This is a genomic window from Nocardia sp. CDC160, assembly GCF_035818795.1.
GTDB lineage: Bacteria > Actinomycetota > Actinomycetes > Mycobacteriales > Mycobacteriaceae > Nocardia.
Map to the genome: position 1 here is coordinate 148,560 of NZ_JAYKYT010000001.1, position 19,697 is coordinate 168,256.

The 19,697-nt window shown below is 66.9% G+C and carries 21 protein-coding genes; 11 read left to right on the forward strand and 10 right to left on the reverse strand.

Annotation, left to right across the window (positions count from 1 at the left end):
- Nucleotides 1–42 precede the first annotated feature (42 nt).
- The 3 genes from VMT40_RS00735 to VMT40_RS00745 form a co-directional block, all read right to left on the reverse strand.
- A complete protein-coding gene (locus tag VMT40_RS00735) occupies nucleotides 43–387 on the reverse strand; it encodes an excalibur calcium-binding domain-containing protein (protein WP_326356052.1) in 345 nt (114 codons plus the stop codon).
- A 32-nt stretch (nucleotides 388–419) separates the two neighbouring features.
- Entirely contained in the window at nucleotides 420–1,712 is a 1,293-nt protein-coding gene (locus tag VMT40_RS00740) for a thymidine phosphorylase (RefSeq protein ID WP_442789880.1), read from the reverse strand.
- A 90-nt stretch (nucleotides 1,713–1,802) separates the two neighbouring features.
- The gene (locus tag VMT40_RS00745) at nucleotides 1,803–2,204 is read right to left on the reverse strand and encodes a cytidine deaminase (protein WP_326356053.1); all 402 of its coding nucleotides are present in this window, start codon (nucleotides 2,202–2,204) and stop codon (nucleotides 1,803–1,805) included.
- A gap of 324 nt (nucleotides 2,205–2,528) precedes the next feature.
- On the opposite strand from VMT40_RS00745, the gene sdhC reads away from it, so the two are divergent.
- The 5 genes from sdhC (at nucleotide 2,529) to VMT40_RS00770 (ending at nucleotide 6,605) form a co-directional block, all read left to right on the forward strand.
- Nucleotides 2,529–2,921, forward strand: a complete 393-nt coding sequence (gene sdhC / locus VMT40_RS00750) for a succinate dehydrogenase, cytochrome b556 subunit (protein ID WP_326356054.1) — start codon at nucleotides 2,529–2,531, stop codon at nucleotides 2,919–2,921.
- 8 nt (nucleotides 2,922–2,929) lie between these two features.
- Complete coding sequence (locus VMT40_RS00755; protein WP_326356055.1) at nucleotides 2,930–3,361, forward strand: succinate dehydrogenase hydrophobic membrane anchor subunit; 432 nt, start codon at nucleotides 2,930–2,932, stop codon at nucleotides 3,359–3,361.
- Between the two features lie 16 nt (nucleotides 3,362–3,377).
- A complete protein-coding gene (gene sdhA / locus VMT40_RS00760; RefSeq protein ID WP_326356056.1) occupies nucleotides 3,378–5,147 on the forward strand; it encodes a succinate dehydrogenase flavoprotein subunit in 1,770 nt (589 codons plus the stop codon).
- Nucleotides 5,147–5,914, forward strand: coding sequence for a succinate dehydrogenase iron-sulfur subunit (locus VMT40_RS00765; protein WP_326309344.1), 768 nt, complete (start codon nucleotides 5,147–5,149; stop codon nucleotides 5,912–5,914). Before sdhA ends, VMT40_RS00765 begins: the two co-directional genes overlap by 1 nt.
- 202 nt (nucleotides 5,915–6,116) lie before the next feature.
- Entirely contained in the window at nucleotides 6,117–6,605 is a 489-nt protein-coding gene (locus VMT40_RS00770) for a hypothetical protein (RefSeq protein WP_326356057.1), read from the forward strand.
- A 6-nt stretch (nucleotides 6,606–6,611) separates the two neighbouring features.
- On the opposite strand, the gene VMT40_RS00775 is transcribed toward VMT40_RS00770, so the two are convergent.
- Complete coding sequence (locus VMT40_RS00775) at nucleotides 6,612–7,235, reverse strand: PadR family transcriptional regulator (RefSeq protein ID WP_326356058.1); 624 nt, start codon at nucleotides 7,233–7,235, stop codon at nucleotides 6,612–6,614.
- Nucleotides 7,236–7,360: 125 nt separating this feature from the next.
- On the opposite strand from VMT40_RS00775, the gene VMT40_RS00780 reads away from it, so the two are divergent.
- From VMT40_RS00780 to VMT40_RS00790, 3 genes are all read left to right on the forward strand, one after another.
- Nucleotides 7,361–7,840: a hypothetical protein gene (locus VMT40_RS00780; protein WP_326356059.1), complete on the forward strand. Its 480-nt coding sequence runs from the start codon at nucleotides 7,361–7,363 to the stop codon at nucleotides 7,838–7,840.
- A gap of 200 nt (nucleotides 7,841–8,040) precedes the next feature.
- A complete protein-coding gene (locus tag VMT40_RS00785; protein WP_326356060.1) occupies nucleotides 8,041–9,033 on the forward strand; it encodes a chemotaxis protein CheB in 993 nt (330 codons plus the stop codon).
- 12 nt (nucleotides 9,034–9,045) lie between these two features.
- Complete coding sequence (locus VMT40_RS00790; RefSeq protein ID WP_326356061.1) at nucleotides 9,046–10,905, forward strand: CheR family methyltransferase; 1,860 nt, start codon at nucleotides 9,046–9,048, stop codon at nucleotides 10,903–10,905.
- 13 nt (nucleotides 10,906–10,918) lie between these two features.
- Here the strand turns inward: VMT40_RS00790 and VMT40_RS00795 are convergent, their stop codons facing one another.
- The gene (locus VMT40_RS00795) at nucleotides 10,919–11,710 is read right to left on the reverse strand and encodes an ATP-binding protein (protein WP_326356062.1); all 792 of its coding nucleotides are present in this window, start codon (nucleotides 11,708–11,710) and stop codon (nucleotides 10,919–10,921) included.
- Between the two features lie 3 nt (nucleotides 11,711–11,713).
- Nucleotides 11,714–12,109 (reverse strand): STAS domain-containing protein, encoded by a 396-nt coding sequence (locus VMT40_RS00800; protein ID WP_326356063.1) that lies wholly within the window; start codon nucleotides 12,107–12,109, stop codon nucleotides 11,714–11,716.
- 241 nt (nucleotides 12,110–12,350) lie between these two features.
- Here VMT40_RS00800 and VMT40_RS00805 point away from each other — a divergent pair, with 241 nt between their 5' ends.
- Entirely contained in the window at nucleotides 12,351–13,241 is an 891-nt protein-coding gene (locus tag VMT40_RS00805; protein ID WP_326356064.1) for a phenylalanine 4-monooxygenase, read from the forward strand.
- On the opposite strand, the gene VMT40_RS00810 is transcribed toward VMT40_RS00805, so the two are convergent.
- Nucleotides 13,238–13,855, reverse strand: a complete 618-nt coding sequence (locus VMT40_RS00810) for an acyl-CoA-like ligand-binding transcription factor (RefSeq protein WP_326356065.1) — start codon at nucleotides 13,853–13,855, stop codon at nucleotides 13,238–13,240. The two genes, VMT40_RS00805 and VMT40_RS00810, sit on opposite strands and share 4 nt — an antisense overlap.
- Nucleotides 13,845–15,359, reverse strand: coding sequence for an MFS transporter (locus VMT40_RS00815; protein ID WP_326356066.1), 1,515 nt, complete (start codon nucleotides 15,357–15,359; stop codon nucleotides 13,845–13,847). Before VMT40_RS00815 ends, VMT40_RS00810 begins: the two co-directional genes overlap by 11 nt.
- 187 nt (nucleotides 15,360–15,546) lie before the next feature.
- Here VMT40_RS00815 and VMT40_RS00820 point away from each other — a divergent pair, with 187 nt between their 5' ends.
- Nucleotides 15,547–16,218 carry a SnoaL-like polyketide cyclase gene (locus VMT40_RS00820; RefSeq protein WP_326356067.1) on the forward strand — a complete coding sequence of 224 codons (672 nt, stop codon included), beginning with the start codon at nucleotides 15,547–15,549 and terminating at the stop codon, nucleotides 16,216–16,218.
- 42 nt (nucleotides 16,219–16,260) lie between these two features.
- Nucleotides 16,261–17,589 carry a D-alanyl-D-alanine carboxypeptidase family protein gene (locus tag VMT40_RS00825; RefSeq protein WP_326356068.1) on the forward strand — a complete coding sequence of 443 codons (1,329 nt, stop codon included), beginning with the start codon at nucleotides 16,261–16,263 and terminating at the stop codon, nucleotides 17,587–17,589.
- A gap of 4 nt (nucleotides 17,590–17,593) precedes the next feature.
- On the opposite strand, the gene yhjD is transcribed toward VMT40_RS00825, so the two are convergent.
- Nucleotides 17,594–18,616 (reverse strand): inner membrane protein YhjD, encoded by a 1,023-nt coding sequence (gene yhjD / locus VMT40_RS00830; RefSeq protein ID WP_326356069.1) that lies wholly within the window; start codon nucleotides 18,614–18,616, stop codon nucleotides 17,594–17,596.
- A 34-nt stretch (nucleotides 18,617–18,650) separates the two neighbouring features.
- On the reverse strand, nucleotides 18,651–19,676 hold the full coding sequence (gene trpS, locus VMT40_RS00835) for a tryptophan--tRNA ligase (RefSeq protein WP_326356070.1): 1,026 nt from the start codon (nucleotides 19,674–19,676) through the stop codon (nucleotides 18,651–18,653).
- Between the last annotated feature and the right edge of the window lie 21 nt (nucleotides 19,677–19,697).

The window sequence follows — 19,697 nt, forward strand, 5'->3', positions numbered from 1 at the left end:
CATCGGTCGCGGGCCACGCCCTAGCGTTCGCAGGCCACGCGCCTATCGTTCGCAAGCCACGCCATTGTGATCCGGGTCGAGGAAGGTCGAATATCCCGGCTGCCCTTCGTAGATAGGCCCCTTGCCCAGATCCCACACCTGCTCGCAGCTGCTGTAGATGGGATCGGGCTTGGCCTTCGGCTCGGCGCTGGGCTCGGATAGATCCCCGCGCGACAACGAGTTCGACCCGGACGGATCGGGCGCCAGGTTCGCACCCGGCTCCGCCTGCGCGACGGCGGTCGACGACCAGCCCGGTGGCACCACAGCGCCCAACGGCATGACAATGCCGAAAACACCCAGGGCGGCGACCGCCGCGGCCCGGGCTCGGAAAGTGTTTCCAGTCTTCACGATCCCAGGCTAGGCCGGTTCGACGGCTCCGGTCAGGCGGTAATTCGGCCCAAGATCAACGGCTGCGGTATCACGGTCTCGGTGTCGGAGATGGTGAAGGCGTCGCGCAGGAGCTCGAAGGCCACCGGGAACGCCTCGGGCGTATCGGTGTGCAGGGTCAGCAGCGGCTGGCCCGCGGTGACGGAATCGCTTGGCTTGGCGTGCATTTCGATGCCCGCCCCGGCCTGCACCGGATCGCCCTGCCGGGCCCGGCCCGCACCCAGCCGCCAGGCGGCGAGCCCGATGTCCAGGGCGTCGAGGCGGGTGAGCGTGCCCGAGGCCGGAGCACGCAGGGTCTCGGTGTGACGCGCCTGCGGCAGTGGCGCGTCCGGGTCACCGCCCTGGGCGCGCACGATGGCCCGCCAGTGATCCATGGCCCGACCGTCCGCCAGCGCGTCGGCCGGATCGACATCGGTGATTCCGGCCTGCGCCAGCATCTCCCGCGCCAGCGCCAGGGTGAGGTCGACGACATCGGCGGGGCCGCCGCCCGCCAGCACGTCCAGGGATTCGCAGACCTCCAGGGCGTTTCCGGCGGTGTGGCCGAGCGGGGTATCCATGGCGGTGAGCAGCGCCACGGTCTTCACCCCGGCGTCCGTGCCGAGTTCGACCATGGCCGTGGCCAACTCGCGCGCCTGGTCCAGCTGCTTCAGGAAGGCACCGCGCCCGACCTTCACGTCCAGCACCAGCGCCCCGGTGCCCTCGGCGATCTTCTTGCTCATGATGGAGCTGGCGATCAGGGGGATGGATTCGACGGTCCCGGTCACATCACGCAGCGCGTAGAGCCGCTTGTCGGCGGGTGCGAGGTCGGCCCCGGCCGCGCACACCACGGCCCCGATCGCCGGATCCGCCAGGAGCTCCCGCATGCGGTCCACCGGAATGTCGGCCTGCCAGCCGGGTATGGCCTCGAGCTTGTCGAGAGTGCCGCCGGTGTGGCCCAATCCGCGCCCGGACAGCTGCGGCACCGCGGCACCGCAGGCGGCGACCAGCGGTGAGAGCGGCAGCGTGATCTTGTCCCCGACGCCGCCGGTGGAGTGTTTGTCCACGGTGGGCCGACCGAGATCGGTGAAGTCCAGGCGTTTCCCGGAATCGATCATGGCTTGGGTCCAGCGGGCGGTCTCGCGCCGGGTCATGCCGCGCCAGACCACGGCCATGGCCAGCGCGGCCATTTGCTCGTCGGCCACTTCCCCGCGCGTGAACGCGTCGACCACCCAATCGATCTGGGCGTCAGTGAGCTCGCCACCGTCGCGCTTGGCCCGAATCACGTCCACCGCCGAGTGCACCGTCACGCCCTCCACCCTGGCACGGGCCGCCGCCCCTTTCCACGAAAACTCGCCTGCGCCACGGCGATCAGTGGTTATAGCTGTCCGGCACCGTGGTCATAGCTGTCCGGCACTGAGATCGTCGGGTCCGAAGGAGTCCGGCAGCAAGGTGTTCAGCGCGACCGGGCCATTGTGGTGATCTACGAGCAACTCACCGCCGCCGTGTTCCAGCAGGATCTGACGGCAGCGCCCACAGGGCATGAGCACCGCACCTCGGGAGTCGCAGACCGAGACCGCGAGCAGCCGCCCGCCACCCGTGGAAATCAAGTTACCGACCAGTACACATTCGGCGCAGAGGCCCAAACCGTATGAGATATTTTCCACATTGCAGCCGCTCACCACGCGCTGGTCGGCGGTGAGAGCCGCGGCCCCGACGGGGAATCGGGAGTACGGGGCGTATGCCCCTTGCATTACCTCAAAAGCCTTGTAGCGCAGCGCTTTCCAGTCAATTTCCGACATTTCGGACCATCCTCCTATGGACGTGACCGTACCCGCGTGATAGGCGTTCCGCCTGGTCGCGAAATTCAGGAAAGGCAAACCTAACTCACAACAATTTGGCCCAACGAGCGGCACGCCGAATTAGTTCCCCCTCAAAGCTGGGTTTAGAGTTCACGACAGATCGGTTCAGGTTCCCGACAGCGGGCCTGCAGCACTGCCACCGGACAGTCGCGTTGCCTCGAGAGAAGCACAGATTCCGCTTGTGAGCAGGTGGTTTCGACAGTCCAACGGCTCCGCGGCCGGATCTGACCGGGTCCATCGACGACGTTGGAGGCACCGCACTCTATGACCACGCTAGAAGCTCCGGCCAAGCCGAAGCGGACCCTGTACCGAGGCGACCCCGGCATGTGGTCCTGGGCTCTGCACCGCATCACCGGCGTGACGATCTTCTTCTTCCTGTTCGTCCACGTCCTCGATACCGCGCTGGTGCGAGTCAGCCCGAACACCTACGACCACACGATCGCGACCTACAAGAACCCCGTGGTCGCGCTCATGGAGATGGCCCTCGTTGTCTGCGTGCTGTTCCACGCGTTCAACGGCATCCGCATCATCCTCGTCGACTTCTGGTCGCAGGGCCCGCGTTTCCAGCGCCAGATGCTCTGGATCGTGCTCGCGATCTGGATCCTGGTCGCCGGGGCCGGTGTCGGCCGCCAGTTCTTCTACCTGCTGACGAATTGAGAGCCGACATGACCGCACCCGTTCTCGGCAAGTCCTACGACCGCCCCGCCTCCCTCGATGCCCCGCGCGCCCCGCGTCGGCAGTCCGGCAACAACTTCGAGAAGTACGCCTGGCTGTTCATGCGCGCCTCCGGCCTGCTGCTGGTCATCCTGGTCATCGGCCACATGACGATCATGCTGATGCTCGACGGCGGCGTGCACCGCCTGAACTTCGCGTTCGTCGCGGGCCGCTGGTCCTCGCCGTTCTGGCAGATCTGGGATCTGACCATGCTCTGGCTGGCGCAGCTGCACGGCGGCAACGGTGTTCGCACCGTCATCGACGACTACGCGCGCAAGGACCAGACCCGCTTCTGGCTGAAGACCCTGCTGGTGGTGTCCATGATCCTGATCCTGGTCACCGGCACCTACGTGATCTTCACCTTCGACCCCAACATCAGTTAAGGACAGGCCACCTCGAATGAGTGAATCCCGACCGATTCAGGAACACCGCTACGACGTCGTGATCGTCGGTGCCGGTGGCGCTGGAATGCGTGCGGCGATCGAGGCCGGTCCCCGGGCCCGCACCGCCGTGCTCACCAAGCTCTACCCGACCCGCTCGCACACCGGTGCGGCGCAGGGTGGCATGTGCGCCGCGCTCGCGAATGTCGAAGAGGACAACTGGGAGTGGCACACCTTCGACACCGTCAAGGGTGGTGACTACCTGGTCGACCAGGACGCCGCGGAGATCATGGCCAAGGAGGCCATCGACGCCGTGCTCGACCTGGAGAAGATGGGCCTGCCGTTCAACCGCACGCCCGAGGGCAAGATCGACCAGCGTCGCTTCGGCGGTCACACCCGTGACCACGGCAAGGCCCCGGTGCGCCGCGCGTGCTACGCCGCCGACCGCACCGGCCACATGATCCTGCAGACGCTGTACCAGAACTGCGTCAAGCACGACGTGGAGTTCTTCAACGAGTTCTACGTGCTGGACCTGGTTCTCACCGACGGCCCCAACGGCCCGATCGCGACCGGAGTGGTGGCCTACGAGCTGGCCACCGGCGATCTGCACGTGTTCCACGCGAAGGCGATCATCTTCGCCACCGGTGGTTCGGGTCGCATGTACAAGACCACCTCCAATGCCCACACCCTCACCGGTGACGGCATGGCGATCGTGTTCCGCAAGGGACTTCCGCTGGAGGACATGGAGTTCCACCAGTTCCACCCGACGGGCCTGGCGGGCCTGGGCATCCTCATCTCGGAGGCCGTGCGTGGTGAGGGCGGCATTCTCCGCAACGCCTCCGGTGAGCGCTTCATGGAGCGCTACGCGCCGACCATCAAGGACCTCGCGCCGCGTGACATCGTCGCGCGCTCCATGGTTCTGGAGGTCCGCGAGGGCCGTGGCGCGGGTCCGAACAAGGACTACGTGCTCATCGACGTGACCCACCTCGGTGAGGACGTGCTCGAGGAGAAGCTCCCCGACATCACCGAGTTCTCCCGCACCTACCTGGGTGTGGACCCGGTCAAGGAGCCGGTGCCGGTCATGCCGACCTGCCACTACGTGATGGGCGGCATCCCGACCCGCATCCGTGGCGAGGTGCTGCGCAACAACACCGACATCGTCCCGGGCCTGTACGCCGCGGGCGAGTGCGCCTGCGTCTCCGTGCACGGCGCGAACCGCCTGGGCACCAACTCGCTGCTGGACATCAATGTGTTCGGCCGCCGCGCGGGCATCGCCGCCGCCGAGTACGCCCAGCGCGCCGAGTTCGTCGAGATGCCGGACAACCCGTCGCAGATGGTGCAGGACTGGATCGCGCTGATCCTGTCCGACCACGGCAACGAGCGCGTCGCCGACATTCGCACGGATCTGCAGAACTCCATGGACGACAAGGCCGGTGTGTACCGCACCGAGGAGTCGCTGAAGTCCATGCTCGAGGAGATCCAGGTGCTCAAGGAGCGCTACTCGCGGATCACCGTGCAGGACAAGGGCCGTCGCTACAACAGCGAGCTGCTCGAGGCCATCGAGCTGGGCTTCCTGCTGGAGCTGGCCGAGGTCACCGTGGCGGGCGCGTTGAACCGCAAGGAATCTCGCGGCGGCCACGCCCGCGAGGACTACCCGGACCGCGATGACGTCAACTTCATGCGGCACACCATGGCCTACAAGACGAGCCCGGAGCTGATCTCCGACATCCGCCTCGACTACAAGCCCGTGGTTCAGACCCGCTACGAGCCGATGGAGCGTAAGTACTGATGACTGCTGTCGCTGAAACGCCGCAGAAGCCGGCTCCGGTGCCGGACGGGTCGACCCTGATCACGGTCAAGATCGCCCGCTTCAACCCGGAGGACGGGCAGGGCCAGCACTGGGACGAGTTCAAGGTCCCGGTCCTGCCGACCGACCGGTTCCTGAACGTGCTGATCTACATCAAGTCCTACCTGGACGGCACGCTCACCTTCCGCCGCTCCTGCGCCCACGGCGTGTGTGGCTCCGACGCCATGCGCATCAATGGCGTCAACCGGCTGGCCTGCAAGATCCTCATGAAGGACATGCTGCCCAAGGGCGGCAAGGAACTGACGGTCACCGTCGAGCCGATCCGCGGCCTGCCCGTGGAGAAGGACCTCGTGGTGAACATGGAGCCGTTCTTCGACGCCTTCAAGGCCGTCAAGCCGTACCTCATCACGCACGGCAACGAGCCGACCCGCGAGCGCATCCAGTCCCAGCACGACCGCGCCCGCTTCGATGACACCACCAAGTGCATCCTGTGCGCCTGCTGCACCACCTCCTGCCCCGTGTACTGGAGCGACGGCAGCTACTTCGGCCCGGCCGCGATCGTGAACGCGCACCGCTTCATCTTCGACAGCCGTGACGAGGCCGCCCGCGAGCGTCTGGACATCCTCAATGACGTCGAGGGCGTGTGGCGCTGCCGCACCACCTTCAACTGCACCGACGCCTGCCCGCGTGGCATCGAGGTGACGAAGGCGATCCAGGAGGTCAAGCGCGCCCTCCTGTTCACGCGCTAATACCAACTCTCGGGACTCTCAGGGGTAAACCCCTGAAACCCCAGGAGCCGGAAGGCGAACTACGAAGGCCGCCCGCATCTTTTGATGCGGGCGGCCTTTGCTGTGAGGGAGGGCACGGGAACCGATCCGGCCATCCCCCACGTTTCCTCTTCGAAGGCACCAAGCCCGGCTCCGGCCGGACGCGCACGTAGAGGAAAGTCCTGTGATCTGCTTCTTCGATCCCAATCACGGCCAAGCGGCGGCCACTGTGATGTGGCAACCGCAATGGGGCGTGCCGCGCTCCGTCGAGGCCTGCCAGTTCTGTGCGCAGCGCATTCAGACCACGCAGCCGCCGTTCTATCAGCCTGTGCAGCAGGGGTATCCGCCGCAGCCGGGCTATCCTCCGCAGCCCGGTTACCCGCCCGCCGGGTACCCCCAGCCGGGATACCCGCCGCAGCCCGGTTATGCGCCCGGGTACGCGCCGCAGCCGGGTTATCCGCCCCCGCCACGGCAGGGCCACAGCACCGGCGCGATGGTCGGCGCGGGCGCGGCGGGTCTGGTGGGCGGCATGCTGATCGGCGAGATGATGGCCGAGGACGACAACCGCGACGAGGAGCGCGCCTACGAGCGCGGCTACGAAAACGCCGAGCGCGACAACTATTACGACGGCGGCGGCAACTACGACGACAACAACGACGACGGCTTCTTCTGACCGTTGCTACGCGGTGGTCTGATTCTGGAACCGGGCCAGTGATTCCCAGGACCAGGTCAGGCCACCGTCGGCCAGGTCGGCGACAACGCCTTCCAGCCAACGCAATTCGGCCTCGGTGATCGCCCGCTGGTACTCGTCCTCGAGCAGCGTGATACGCGGGAGGCCGTATTTTCGGGCCTGGGCCATGCCCTCGTCGATCTCATTCAGCTTGGCGCGCACCGCATTCGCGCGCTTCTCCAGTTCCGCCCGCGCCTGCGCCGGTGCCAGCAGCATCAGAAACGACAGGGCCGCAGGGAATTCCGGGAACTCATTGCGCGGGGTGCTCACCATTTCGTTGATCCACGCCAGGCAGGCGACCCGGCCCGCGTCGGTGATCTCGTAGATCGTGCGCTCCGGATACTGCTGATCGCGGCCGGTCTCGCGGACGGCCACCAGTCCGGCCTCCTGCAGCCGCGCGATCGTCTTGTAGAGTTGCGCGCGCTGGCCGACATTCACCACCTTGTCCTTGCCCCACTCCTTGATGCGGCGCTGGATGGCGTAGGGGTGCATCGGTTCCAGGTGCAGGATGCCGAGCACCGCCATGGCCAGGGGCGAGCGCTTGAACGTCGTGGCCTGCGTCGATGCTGTCATACCCCTCATCGTACTAGGTGCGCCAAAACTAGTTTCATCGCACTAGTTGCGTTGAAACTAGTTTGTGTGCCACTATTGAGGAGCAGGCGAACCCGACCCGCACCACACTCCGAAAGGACCGGGCGATGAGCACCATCGACACCACCAAGAGCACCGACACCGTCAAGATCCACACCGACCACGGCACCGAGAAGCACCTGGGCGACTGGACCCACGCCTCCTCCTTCGAGGTCAAGGCCCGCTACGGCAGCGTGGTCATCGACCTGCGCTCGCCCTGGATCGAGGGCGAGCAGGAGATCGTCGTGCACGCCAACCTCGACCACGCCATGGTCAAGCTGCTCGTCCCCGAGGACGCGGTCATCGATCAGACCGAGCTGGAGTGGACCGGCCGCGGCCGGGTCAAGGACATGTCCCGCCCCCAGCACGCCGCGGGCCGCGTCATCCGGCTGACCGGTTCCAGCGTCAAGAGCGAGTTCCGCATCCACCGCGGCGGCATCGCGGTGCTGTCGGCCTTGTTCACCCGGGAGTTCTTCGAGGACGCCAAGCGCGCCAACCGGGAGGGCCGCACCCCGACCCTGGCCGACCCCGCCAACGCCCCGCGCTGAGCCGGGAGCGCGATCGGCCGCGGCTGCAAACGCGTCCGATCGCGCAGTGGTCGAAATACGAAGGCCGCCTTCATCATCGGATGGAGGCGGCCTTTCGTCGTGAATTGCGGACCGGCGGCCCGTATCTCCGGGCCGCGAATGGGTATAGCGTTGGTGGCAATGGGGGAACTGCCGGGTACACCCGAGTGAGGAGACCGGCGATGGAACCTTCCGATCTGATCGTGGCGGGCGCGTCGGCCGGCGGCGTCGAGGCGCTGCGCGAGTTCGTCTCCGGCCTGCCCGCCGACCTGACCGCGGCCGTGCTGGTCGTCCTGCACATGCCCGCGCACGGCTCGAGCGCCCTGCCCGCGATCCTGACCCGCTCCGGGCCGCTGCCGGTCCAGGCCGCGGGTCACGGCGACGTGCTCGAGGCGGGCCGGGTCTACGCGGCCGTCCCCGACACCCATCTGTTGCTCCGCGACGGCCGCATGGTCCTGTCGCACGGTCCCACCGAGAACGGCCACCGGCCCGGAATCGACGCGACCTTCCGCTCGGCCGCGGTGACCTGGGGCCCGCGCGCCACCGGCGTCGTGCTGTCCGGGGTCCTCGACGACGGCACCGCCGGGTTGGCCCTCATCAAGCGCCGCGGCGGGCTGGCGGTGGTGCAGGATCCCACCGAGGCGCTGTATACGGGCATGCCGGACAGCGCATTACGGCATGTGCAGGTGGACCTGGTGCTGCCCGCGCGCGAGATGGGCCGGGCCATCGTCGCCAAGGTGCAGAGCCGCGGGCTGCCCGCGGTGCCGCCGCTGTCGGGCCTGGACCGGTTGGAGGCGGAGATCGACGCGGGCTATCGAATCGACCGAAACGGGGTGGCTGCCATGACCATTCCCTCCGGATTCACCTGCCCCGACTGCGACGGTTCGCTCTACCCGCTCGAGGGCGGAATGCGCTATCGCTGCCGAGTCGGACACGCCTGGAGCGCGGAAGCCCTCTTCACCGAGCAGGGCATCCAGGTCGAGAAGGCGCTGTGGACGGCGCTGCGCGCCCTGCAGGAGAAAGGCCAGCTAGCGGAGCGAATGTGCACCGACGCCAGGCGATTCGGCGACGACGGCATGGCCGACCGCTACGCCGCTCAAGCCGCCGAACAGGCCGGTGCGGCGGTCATTCTGCGAAAGCTGCTGGTCGGAACTGGAAAAGACGAACCAGACTAGTACCTTGTGCATGTGGACCAGCAGAGTTCGCCCCGCAACGCACAGGGCTTCGAGGAGATCCTGCAGTACCTCAAGGACGCCCGAGGCTTCGACTTCACCGGGTACAAGCGCAGCAGCCTCATGCGGCGCGTGGACCGGCGGCTGAGCCAGCTCGGCGTGGAGGACTACGTCGAGTATCTGGATGTGCTGCAAGCCAATTCGGACGAGTTCGTCGCGCTGTTCAACACCATCCTCATCAATGTGACCGGATTCTTCCGCGATCCGGACGCCTGGGACTACCTGCAGAGCCAGGTGGTGCCCACCATGCTGGCCGAGCGCGGACCGGAGGAACCGGTGCGAGTGTGGTGCGCGGGCTGTGCCTCCGGCGAGGAGGCCTACGGCCTGGCCATCGTGCTGGCCGAGGTGCTCGGCATCGACGAGTTCCGGCAGCGCGTGAAGATCTACGCCACCGATGTCGACGAGGAGGCGCTGACCAGCGCCCGGCACGCGGTCTACAGCGAGAAGGAAGTTCAGCCGCTGGGCCAGGAGCTGATTCAGCGGTACTTCGAGCCGATCGGCGGCCGCTACTCCTTCCGCAAGGATCTGCGCCGCTCGGTCATCTTCGGCCGCAACGACCTGGTGCAGGACGCGCCCATCTCCCGTATCGACCTGCTCGCCTGCCGGAACACGCTCATGTACTTCAACGCCGAGACGCAGACCAAGATCCTGGACAAATTCCACTTCGCGCTCGCGCCACGCGGCCTGCTGTTCCTGGGCAAGGCCGAGATGCTGCTCTCGCACAGCCGCATCTTCGACCCGGTGGACCTCAAGCGCCGGGTGTTCCGCAAGGTGCCGAGCTCGCGGGTGGACGTCGGCTCGGTGTTCGGTCGCGCCTTCATGGCCGAACGGCGCGAGCCGGATCAGATCGACGGCCTGCGGAGCCTGGCCTTCTCGGCCGGACCGGTCTCGCAGGTGGTGCTCAATGGCGAGGACGTGGTGATTCTGGCCAATCAACAGGCCAAACACCTGTTCGGGCTGAGCGATCGCGATGTGGGCCGTCCGCTGCGGGATCTCGAATTGTCCTATCGGCCGGTCGAGCTGCGCGGCTACATCGACCAGGTGCGCACCGAGCGGCGGGCGCTGCGCATCAAGGATGTCGAATGGCAGCGCGGCCCAGGCGAATTGCTCGCGCTGGAGGTGCACGTCGCCCCGCTGCTGGCCGATGACACCGTGCTCGGGGTCTCGCTGATCTTCCACGACGTGACGGCCACCCGGCGGCTGCTCACCGAGCTGAATCACGCCAATCAGCAACGGGAATCGGCCTACGAGGAGTTGCAGTCCACGAACGAGGAACTGGAGACGACCAACGAGGAGCTCCAGTCGACGGTGGAGGAGCTGGAAACCACCAACGAAGAGCTGCAATCCACGAACGAGGAACTGGAGACCACCAATGAGGAACTCCAGTCCACCAATGACGAGCTCCAGACCATCAACCACGAATTACGCGAGCGCAGCAACGAACTCGACGACGTGAACGAGTTCTTCGCCTCGGTCATGAGCTCCTGGCCCGCGGGGGTGGCGGTCATCGACACCTCCATGCGCATCGTGGTGTGGAACCGCGGGGCCGAGAACCTGTGGGGCATGCGGCCGGACGAGGCCGAGGGCGAGCACCTGCTCAATCTGGACATCGGCCTGCCGGTGGCGGAACTGCGGCCGATCGTGCGCCCGGCGCTCAGCGATCCCGGCTATCGCGCCGAGATCAAGCTGGACGGTGTGAACCGGCGGGGCCGCAGCATCACCGTGCGGGTGATCTGCACCGCGCTGCACGACCGCTCCGGCACGCCGACCGGGGCCATCCTGGTGATGGAACCCAATGGCGAGACGGAAACCTAGGGCGACCCGAAACCTAGTGCTGCGGACGGAGACCGAGAAAGTCGCGCAGGTCGCGCCGCCGCCCGGTGGGCAGCACGGCCCAGACGATCTTTCCGCTCGGCCAGCGCGGCGCGCACCCCCACGATCGGGATATCCGGGCGACCAGGTGCAGACCGTAGTGACGCGGCCCGTCCGTGCCGGGCTCGCGCAGCAGTGCCTCGCGCGGATCGGCGTCGCCGACCGCCACCGTGAACAGCTGATTGCGCAGCTCGAGCCGCACCTGAATATCGGCGGGGACGTCACTGTGCAGGAAGGAGTTCTCGACCAACTCGGTGGCGACCAGCAGCGCGTCGACCCGCACCTCCGGAATGCCCCAGCGCAAGCAGGTCTCCTCCACGAAATGGCGGGCGCGCTGGCCGCAGTCCGCGGTCGGGGCCAGGTCGAGGGTGGCGCGTCGGCGCGACGGCGCCTCGCGCAGCCCGGCCAGCGCCGAGACCAGGTCGGCGTGCACCGGGACGAAGCGATGAACGGCGCTGCCCCGCAACCACTGTCGCCGCGACGGCGAATGGACGATCAATACGATCGGCACGCCGGGCCACTCCCCCACCCGCATCCAGGCGCTGCCGAACGCGGAATAGAGCGGCTCGGATGCCACCCGCAGATTGTCGAGGACCACGATCACGGCGCGGGGTTCCTCGACCGCGAATTTCACCAGCGCATCGGTGAACGCCCGATACGCGGCCGACGTGAGCTCACCGTGGGGGTATACGACCGAGCAGCCCTGCCGCTCGACACGCTCCCACGTTATTTCCCTACCGCCCAACACCTTTCAACCGTCACTACCGATTAAGGCGCAGTCCGGCGGGAACTGCGCACGCAACTCGAGCAGGGACTCCATTCCAAGCACGCGGACGGGCTGAACCACCTCGTCGCCGGAGGCCACCACCATGAGGACGACTTCCGAACCAATGCACTCCTCCCGCGCTCTGCGCAGCTTGTGCAGACCTGCCACTCCAAGGAATTCGACCTCGTTGAGATCGACTATCAGTCGGGTACCCGGCTCGGCGGCCTCTATCCCCTTCCGCAACGCGGTTTCGAAGACACCCGCGGTCGAGAGGTCGATTTCTCCCGCAACCCGGACGACCACGTCGTCACCCAGGACATCCCAGCTCACCCGGAGCGGGGATTCGATGCAGCCGAGGACCCGGAGGTCTCGCTGATCCATACGTTCACTCTAAGCGCGTACCCCGATCCGCCAGGGGTTAATCGCCAATCCGAAGCACCCGCATCGAGTTGAATTATCAATCACACCAAGGGCTTTCACCGGCGTGCCCGTAATCGGGCAGCGGTGGACGCGCGATCCCGACACGCGAGCAGGCACCGAATCCTCGCCGCGGTGCTAGGCAATTTGACTAGCTGGGAGCCTCATTGTTGTCTAGATCACATAGCAGTGCTTGCATCGAGGTATGTTCACCGAAGCTCAGCTGTACTCGCCCGTGACCACCGGGGCCGACGGCAATGTGACCGTGCATCTGAGTGATGAGCATCCGGGGGTGCACGATCCCGACTACCGGGCCCGTCGCAATGCCATCGCCGCTCTCGCACTCGACTACCGGCCCGGCGCGCCGGTGCCGCACATCGACTACACCGACGAGGAGCAGGAGGTGTGGCGGATCGTCAGCGCCGAGTTGGCCCGCAAACGGGAGCGCTACGCGTGCACGGAGGTGATCGAGGCGGCCGGGCGGCTGGGACTGCCCGCCGACCACATTCCGCAGCTCGACGAGGTGGCGACGAAACTGGTGCCGCTCACCGGATTCCGCTACGTCCCGGCCGCCGGATTGGTGCCGCTGCGGGAGTTCTTCGGCTCCTTCGCCGACCGAACCTTCCACTCCACCCAGTACATTCGCCATCACTCCGCACCGCTCTACACCCCCGAGCCGGACGCGATTCACGAAATCCTCGGCCATGCCAATCAATTGGCCAGCCCGCGCTTCGCGGCGCTGTACGAGACGGTGGGCGCGGCGGTCAAGCGAATCGAGACCGAGCGGGCGCTGAAGTTCCTGGCCGACGTGTTCTGGTTCTCCATGGAGTTCGGGGTGCTGCGCGAACACGGCGAAGTCCGGTGTTACGGCGCGGGATTGCTGTCCTCGTACGGGGAGATCGAGGAATTCCGGCAGGCCGACCTGCGCCCCTTGGACATTCACGCCATGGGGACCATCGTCTACGACATCACGCACTATCAGCCGGTGCTGTACTGCGCCGAATCCATCGACGAACTCGAGGATGTGGTCGGCGGGTTCTTCGAGACCATGACCGATGAGACGGTCGAGCGGCTGGTGAGCGTCAAGCCGGTCTAGAGCGGCATGCCCGCCTCGAGGAAATCGAGCACCCGGACTATCTGTTCCGGGCCGAAGTTCTCGTGGTCGATGAAGCCCAGCATCGCCCCGCTCAGCGCACCGGCGAAGATGCGCACTTCGAAATCGTCGGGGGAACGGCCGGTTCGGCGCGAGACCAGATCTGCGATCAGGTCGTTACTGCGTTCCAGTTCCCGCCCGATCGCGCCGCGCAATTCCGGCACCTTCGACAGCAATTCGACCCGCTGTCGCTCGAATTCCCGATCCTCGGGGCTCAGGGCGTCGAACGATTCCAGCGTGGCCTTCTTGAAGGCTGCCAGCACCGACAGTTCCTTCGGCTGGGACTCGAACGAGGCGATCATGACCGGGTCCAGATCGTCGGCCATCGCGACCTGTTCCTTGGACGGGAAGTAGCGGAAGAACGTGCTGGGCGAGATGTCGGCCGCAGCAGCGATCTGCTCGACGGTGGTCTCGGTATAGCCCTGCTCCCGGAACAACCGGAACGCCTCCACCCGGATAGTGCGGCGGGTGCGTTCCTTCTTGCGTTCCCGCAGACCGCCCCCGGCCTTGGTTTTCACCGGGGCCGGGGGCGTCGCGGAGGCGATATCAGCCGACATGGACCGATTGTCCCGCATCGAGATCGGCGACCACGCCAGGCTCCTTGCCACGGAAGACGAACGCGGCCAGCACCGCCGCGGCCACGCAGATGGCAGCGCAAACCCAGAGCATGACGCTCATGCCGTCCACGAAGGCACTCTGCACGTGCGCCAGTAGGGCCGGGTCACCGAGCTTGCGAGCCACGCCGACTCCGGCGTTCACGCCGTCAGAGATGGGCGCGCGATTCAGCTCGCCGAGGCTGGAGCGGTACTGCGTGGACAGGATGGTGCCGAGGACCGCGACGCCGATGGTGCCGCCCGCCTGCCGCAGGGCCTGCAGCAGCGCCGATCCGGAGCCCGCCCGTTCGGGGGCGAGATCTCCGATGGCCGCGCCCATGACCGAGGGCAAGACGAATCCCATTCCGGCACCCATCAATACGAGCGATCCCGCCACGAGTCCGTAGCCGCTGTCCACGGTGACCATGGCCCCTACGCCGACGCCCACCGCGAGCAGGACGAACCCGGCCATCACCGCCGCGCGAACCCCGAACTTCGGCAGCAGCTTGTCGACCAGCCGGGTGCCGATGAGGAGTCCACCGATGAGTGGCAGCAACCGCAGACCGCTGCCGAGGCTGTCGGCCCCGAGCACCGCCTGAAAGTACTGCGGCATGGTGAAGAACAGGCCGAACATCGCGAAGTTCGCCAACACCATCAGGACTGTGCCCCAACGGAATCCGGACGCGCCGAACAGGCTGAGATCAACCAGCGGATGCGCGGTGCGGCGCTGCCACAGCACGAACACACCGCCCAGCACCACGCCCGCGACGATGACAGCCCAAGCCACGGCGTCGCCCCAGCCTTCCTGGCCGCAGCGGATGAAACCGTAAGTGATACCAAGCATTCCGGCCGCCCCCAGCAGTGCACCGGGCAGGTCGATTCGGAAGCTGTTCTCGCTCTTGGATTCCGGCACCAGCAGCGCCACCGCGGTCGCGCCGATGATCACCAGCGGCACATTCAACAGGAAGACCGAGCCCCACCAGTAGTGCTGCAACAACCAGCCGCCCACGATCGGGCCGAGCGGCAGGCCGATGGCGGTGGAGGTGACCCAGATGGTGATCGCGCGCTGCCGTTCGCCCGGCTCGGGGAACAGGCTGGGCAAGACCGCCATGGACAGCGGGAACATGACCGCGGCCCCCACCCCGAGCACCGTGCGAGCCGCGATCAACTCCCCGGAGGAGGTGGCGAAGGCGCAGGCCACCGAAGCGACGCCGAACAGCAGCAGGGCGGCGAGCAGCAGCTTCTTGCGTCCGTACCGGTCACCGAGGGCTCCAGCCGGGAGCATGAACGCGGCCAGGGCCAGGGTGTAGGCGCTGCTGAACCACTGCAGCGCGGAGGTATCGGCGTGCAGGTCGACCGCCAGGGTGGGCAGGGCGACGGTGAGCACGGTGACGTCGAGACCGATGGTCAGCATGGCGATCGCCAGGGCTCCCAGCGCCAGCCAGCGGCGCACTCCCTCAGCTTTCATGACAGGTCCAATCATTTGGAAGTTTCTCGATAATGAGAGAGTCTCTCATATTAGAGATTCTGTCAATTCTTGTCGTGTCATGGGCTCGAACGGCTCGCCGCGACGGGAGGTGTCGGGGCTGTTACCGTCATCCGGTCCGTTTTGAGATCTGCGACCCCCCAACGGGTCTGGACACGTGAGGCACGAAATGACCGACCAAGCAACCGAATCCGCCGAGACCCCCTTGCATCTGCAGGGTCGTGACGCCGTCATCGCCGCGGCCGCGCCGGAGGACTGGCGCGAGGGCGCGCCCGATTACCACCTGAGCAAGGAGGTCATTCCGGTCGAGCGCACCACGCAGCACGCGCCGGATTCCTTGGAGCACATCGTCGAAGAGCTCGTGAAGGTCTTCGAGATGGAGGTCTCGCACAAGAAGGATCCGGCCAAGTGGGTGTCTCTGGTGGCCGAGCACTACCGCGGTCGCGTCAACGGCGGGCCGTGGCAGGACGCCGAGGAGTTCGCGCGCATCGGGTCCTACAACATCCTGATCGGCGAGAACCCCTTCTACGACGTGCGGGGTGAGGACTTCGAGTCCTCGCACAAGATCTTCCACACCGCCTTCCCCGGCGGCTTCTTCTGGGAGGTCCTCGAGGTGCTGTCCGGCCCGCCGACCGTCGCCTTCAAGTGGCGGCACTGGGGCCGCTACGAGGGCGAGTACAAGGGCCACCAGCCCACCGGCGAGCTCATCGAGATGACCGGCATCACCATTGCCAAGGTCTCCGAGGACCTGCGCATCCTCGAGCTCGAGCACTTCTACGACAACAACAAGCTGCTCGGCCCGCTGGCCCACGGCTGCCCGGTGAACCACACCGCGAACTAGCCTCCGCGCCAACCGGTCCGGTCGGCGATAAAGTCGGGCTCGATGATCATCCGCAGGCATCCGCATCGAGCAGCGGGCGCGGCCACCGGCCGCGCCATCCGTCGTATCACCGCCACCTCGGTGGCCGGGCTGGCCGCGTTCTCCGTGGTGGCCTTCGGACCCCTCCCCGGTGTCTCGCAGGCCCAACCTCCCACGACGACAACGCCGTTCACGACGCCCAATACCGATGACTGCCCGAACAAGACGGCCCCGCCGCCGCCCATCGACACCTCCGAGGTGCCCGAGCCGGGCCGGACGGCCCCGGCCGCCCTGCCGATTCCGAGCCCGCCGATCGGCGGCAAGCAGCTGGGCGGGTGCGGGGTGATCCTGCCGTCGGGGGCCGGGCCGGTGCCCGACGGCATCTCGGCGACGGCGTGGGAGGTGGCCGACCTCGATACCGGGAAGGTGATCGCGGCCAAGGACCCGCACGGGCGGTACCGACCGGCCTCCACCATCAAGGTGCTGCTGGCCTCGGTGGCGATTCCGGCGCTGGACGTGAACAAGACCGTCATCGGCACCCAGGACGACGCCAATGCCGACGGCACCCGCGTCGGCATCGGACCGGGCGGGACGTACACCAACAAGCAGCTGTTCCAGGCCCTGATCATGGCGTCGGGAAACGATGCCGCGCACGCCATCTCGACCCAGTTGGGCGGCGACGAGGCCACGGTCGCCAAGATGAACGCGCTGGCGAAGCAGTTGCAGGCATTGGACACTCGCGCGGCCACGCCGTCGGGGTTGGACGGGCCGGGGATGAGCATCTCGGCCTACGATCTGGCGTTGATTTTCCGGCACGCCATGACGCTGCCGCTGTTCGCCGAACTGGTCCACACCGAGCAGGTCGACTTCCCGGGATTCCCGGCGAACCCGAAAGACCCGGACGACAAGGACCACCCGGGCTTCCCGATCGCCAATGACAATCACCTGCTCTACGAGTACGACGGCGCGATCGGCGGCAAGACCGGCTACACCGACGACGCCCGCCAGACCTTCGTGGCGGCCGCGCAACGCAATGGCCATCGCCTGGTGGTGACCCTGCTGAAGGCCGACGTGCGCCCCTTCCGGCCGTGGGAGCAGGGGGCCAAACTACTCGACTACGCCTTCGCCCTGCCCGGCGGCGCGAGCATCGGGAGCATGCCCGACGAGGCGGCGAAGACGCCGAATTCGTCTGTGGCACTGGCCAGCCCGCCCGCCCACACCGACGCCGAGCCCGCGGCCGAACCGCAGTCCGGCTCGAACCATCACGATCTGCGGATCGCGCTCATGGTCGGCGGCACCATCCTGGTGGTGGTGCTGCTATTGGCCGCGCGGCGGGTGAGCCGCCGCCGGTGAGCCGTCAGCGGCGGCGTCGCATCGAAAGCAGCGTCGCCGCAAGGGCTCCCGCACCGAACAGAGCCGCACCCGTTCCGGCGGAGAGCTCCGCGACCGTCGAGCGCGGGCGAATGACGGCCGGGCCGGGCGGCGGAATGTCCACGGGCACTTCGTTCTCCGAGGCGGTGGCGGCCCAGGCGGTGGCGAACAGAATGATCCGCGCCGTGAAATAGCTGAACACCATGAGGCCGATGATCGGGCCGAACACCACCCCGGCCGGGCCGGTGATCACCGACTTCAACAGGATCGACGCCAGCTGCTTGAACACCTCGAAGACAATGGCGGCGATGAGCGCCGCCTTGGCCGCGCTGCGGAAGGTGACCGGATGCCGCGGCATGCGCGCGATGATCCACACGAAGACCGCCCAGTTGGCCAGAATGGCCAGCACCAGCGAGGCGATCGAGAGCAGCACCTCGACCCAGCCGTCGTGAATGTGCAGGTGGCTCAGCAGCTTGTTGAGCAGACCGCTCGACGCGAGTACGGACAGGCCGATCGAGACATTGAAGGCCACGAACAGTCCGAGCAGGGCCAGCAGGTCGGAAGCCTTGGTGACGAACCAATTTCGCTTCTGTTCGGGTTGCTCCCACTGTTCGGTGAGCGCGGCCCGCAGGTTGGCGATCCAGCCCAGCCCGGCGTAGGCGCCGGTCACCAGACCGATGGTGCCCACGCCCGCCCGGGAGTTGACGGCCTGGTGGATGAGGTCGTTGATGGAGTCGCCCGCCGAGCCCGGAATGTTCTCCACGATCTTGTGCTGAATGTCGGTGAGCAGCTGCGGGTTTCGCGACAGCACGAAGCCCGCCACCGCGAAACCCACCATCAGCAGCGGGAACAGCGCCAGCACCGTGAAATACGTGATGCCCGCGGCGTAGTAGTCACCGCGCTGGCGCTGATAGCGCCCGCCCGCCCGCACCACATGGTCCAGCCAGGGGCGGCGCTGGATCTGCCGTGCGATCCACGCCCGCACGCTCCCGACGATCTGCCCGAACACCGCCACCTCCACACGCCCGTCGCGCGAGGCCGGTTCAGCGGGCCAGGAAGCCCACCCGGTCGTACACCTGCGCGAGAGTCTTCCCGGCGACCTCCCGCGCCCGCTCCGCGCCGGAAGCGAGGACGCGGTCGAGTTCGCCCTGGTCAGACATGTATTCTTGCACCTTCGCGCGCAGCGGGGTGACAAACTCGACCAGCGCGTCGGCGGTGTCGGACTTCAAATCGCCGTAGCCCTTGCCCGCGTAGTCCTGTTCCAGGGTGACCACCGGGGTGTCGGTCAGCGCGCTCAGGATGACCAGCAGGTTGCTCACGCCCGGCTTGGTCTCGGGGTCGTAGCGGATCTCGCGCTCGGTGTCGGTGACCGCGGAGCGGATCTTCTTGGCCGAGACCTTGGGATCGTCGAGCAGATTGAGCAGGCCCGCGTCGGTGGTGGCCGACTTGCTCATCTTCGAGGTCGGGTCCTGCAGGTCGTAGATCTTGGCGGTGCCGGTCACGATGTGCGGCTCGGGCACCACGAAGGTCTTCTTGTAGCGAGTGTTGAAGCGCTGCGCCAGGTTTCGGGTCAGCTCCAGGTGCTGACGCTGATCCTCGCCGACCGGCACCAGTTGGGCGCGGTAGAGCAGGATGTCGGCGGCCATGAGCACCGGGTAGGTGAACAGGCCGACGGTCGCGTTGTCCGCGCCCTGCTTCACCGACTTGTCCTTGAACTGGGTCATGCGGCTGGCCTCGCCGAAGCCGGTGAGGCAGTTCAGCACCCACGCCAGCTCGGCGTGCTCGGGCACCTGCGACTGCACGAACAGCGTCGAGCGCTTGGGGTCGAGGCCCAGCGCCAGCAGCTGCGCGGCCGAGACCTTGGTCCGGCGGCGCAGCTCCTTGGGATCCTGCGGCACCGTGATGGCGTGCAGGTCCGGGATGAAGTAGAAGGCGTCGTAGTCGTCCTGCAGGCGCACCCAATACTGCAGCGCGCCAAGGTAGTTGCCGAGGTGGAAGGAATCGCTGGTGGGCTGGATTCCGGACAGTACCCGCTGCTTACGCTCAGCGGTCGGCTCAGGACTCGACATGAACCGATCTTCGCATGTCGG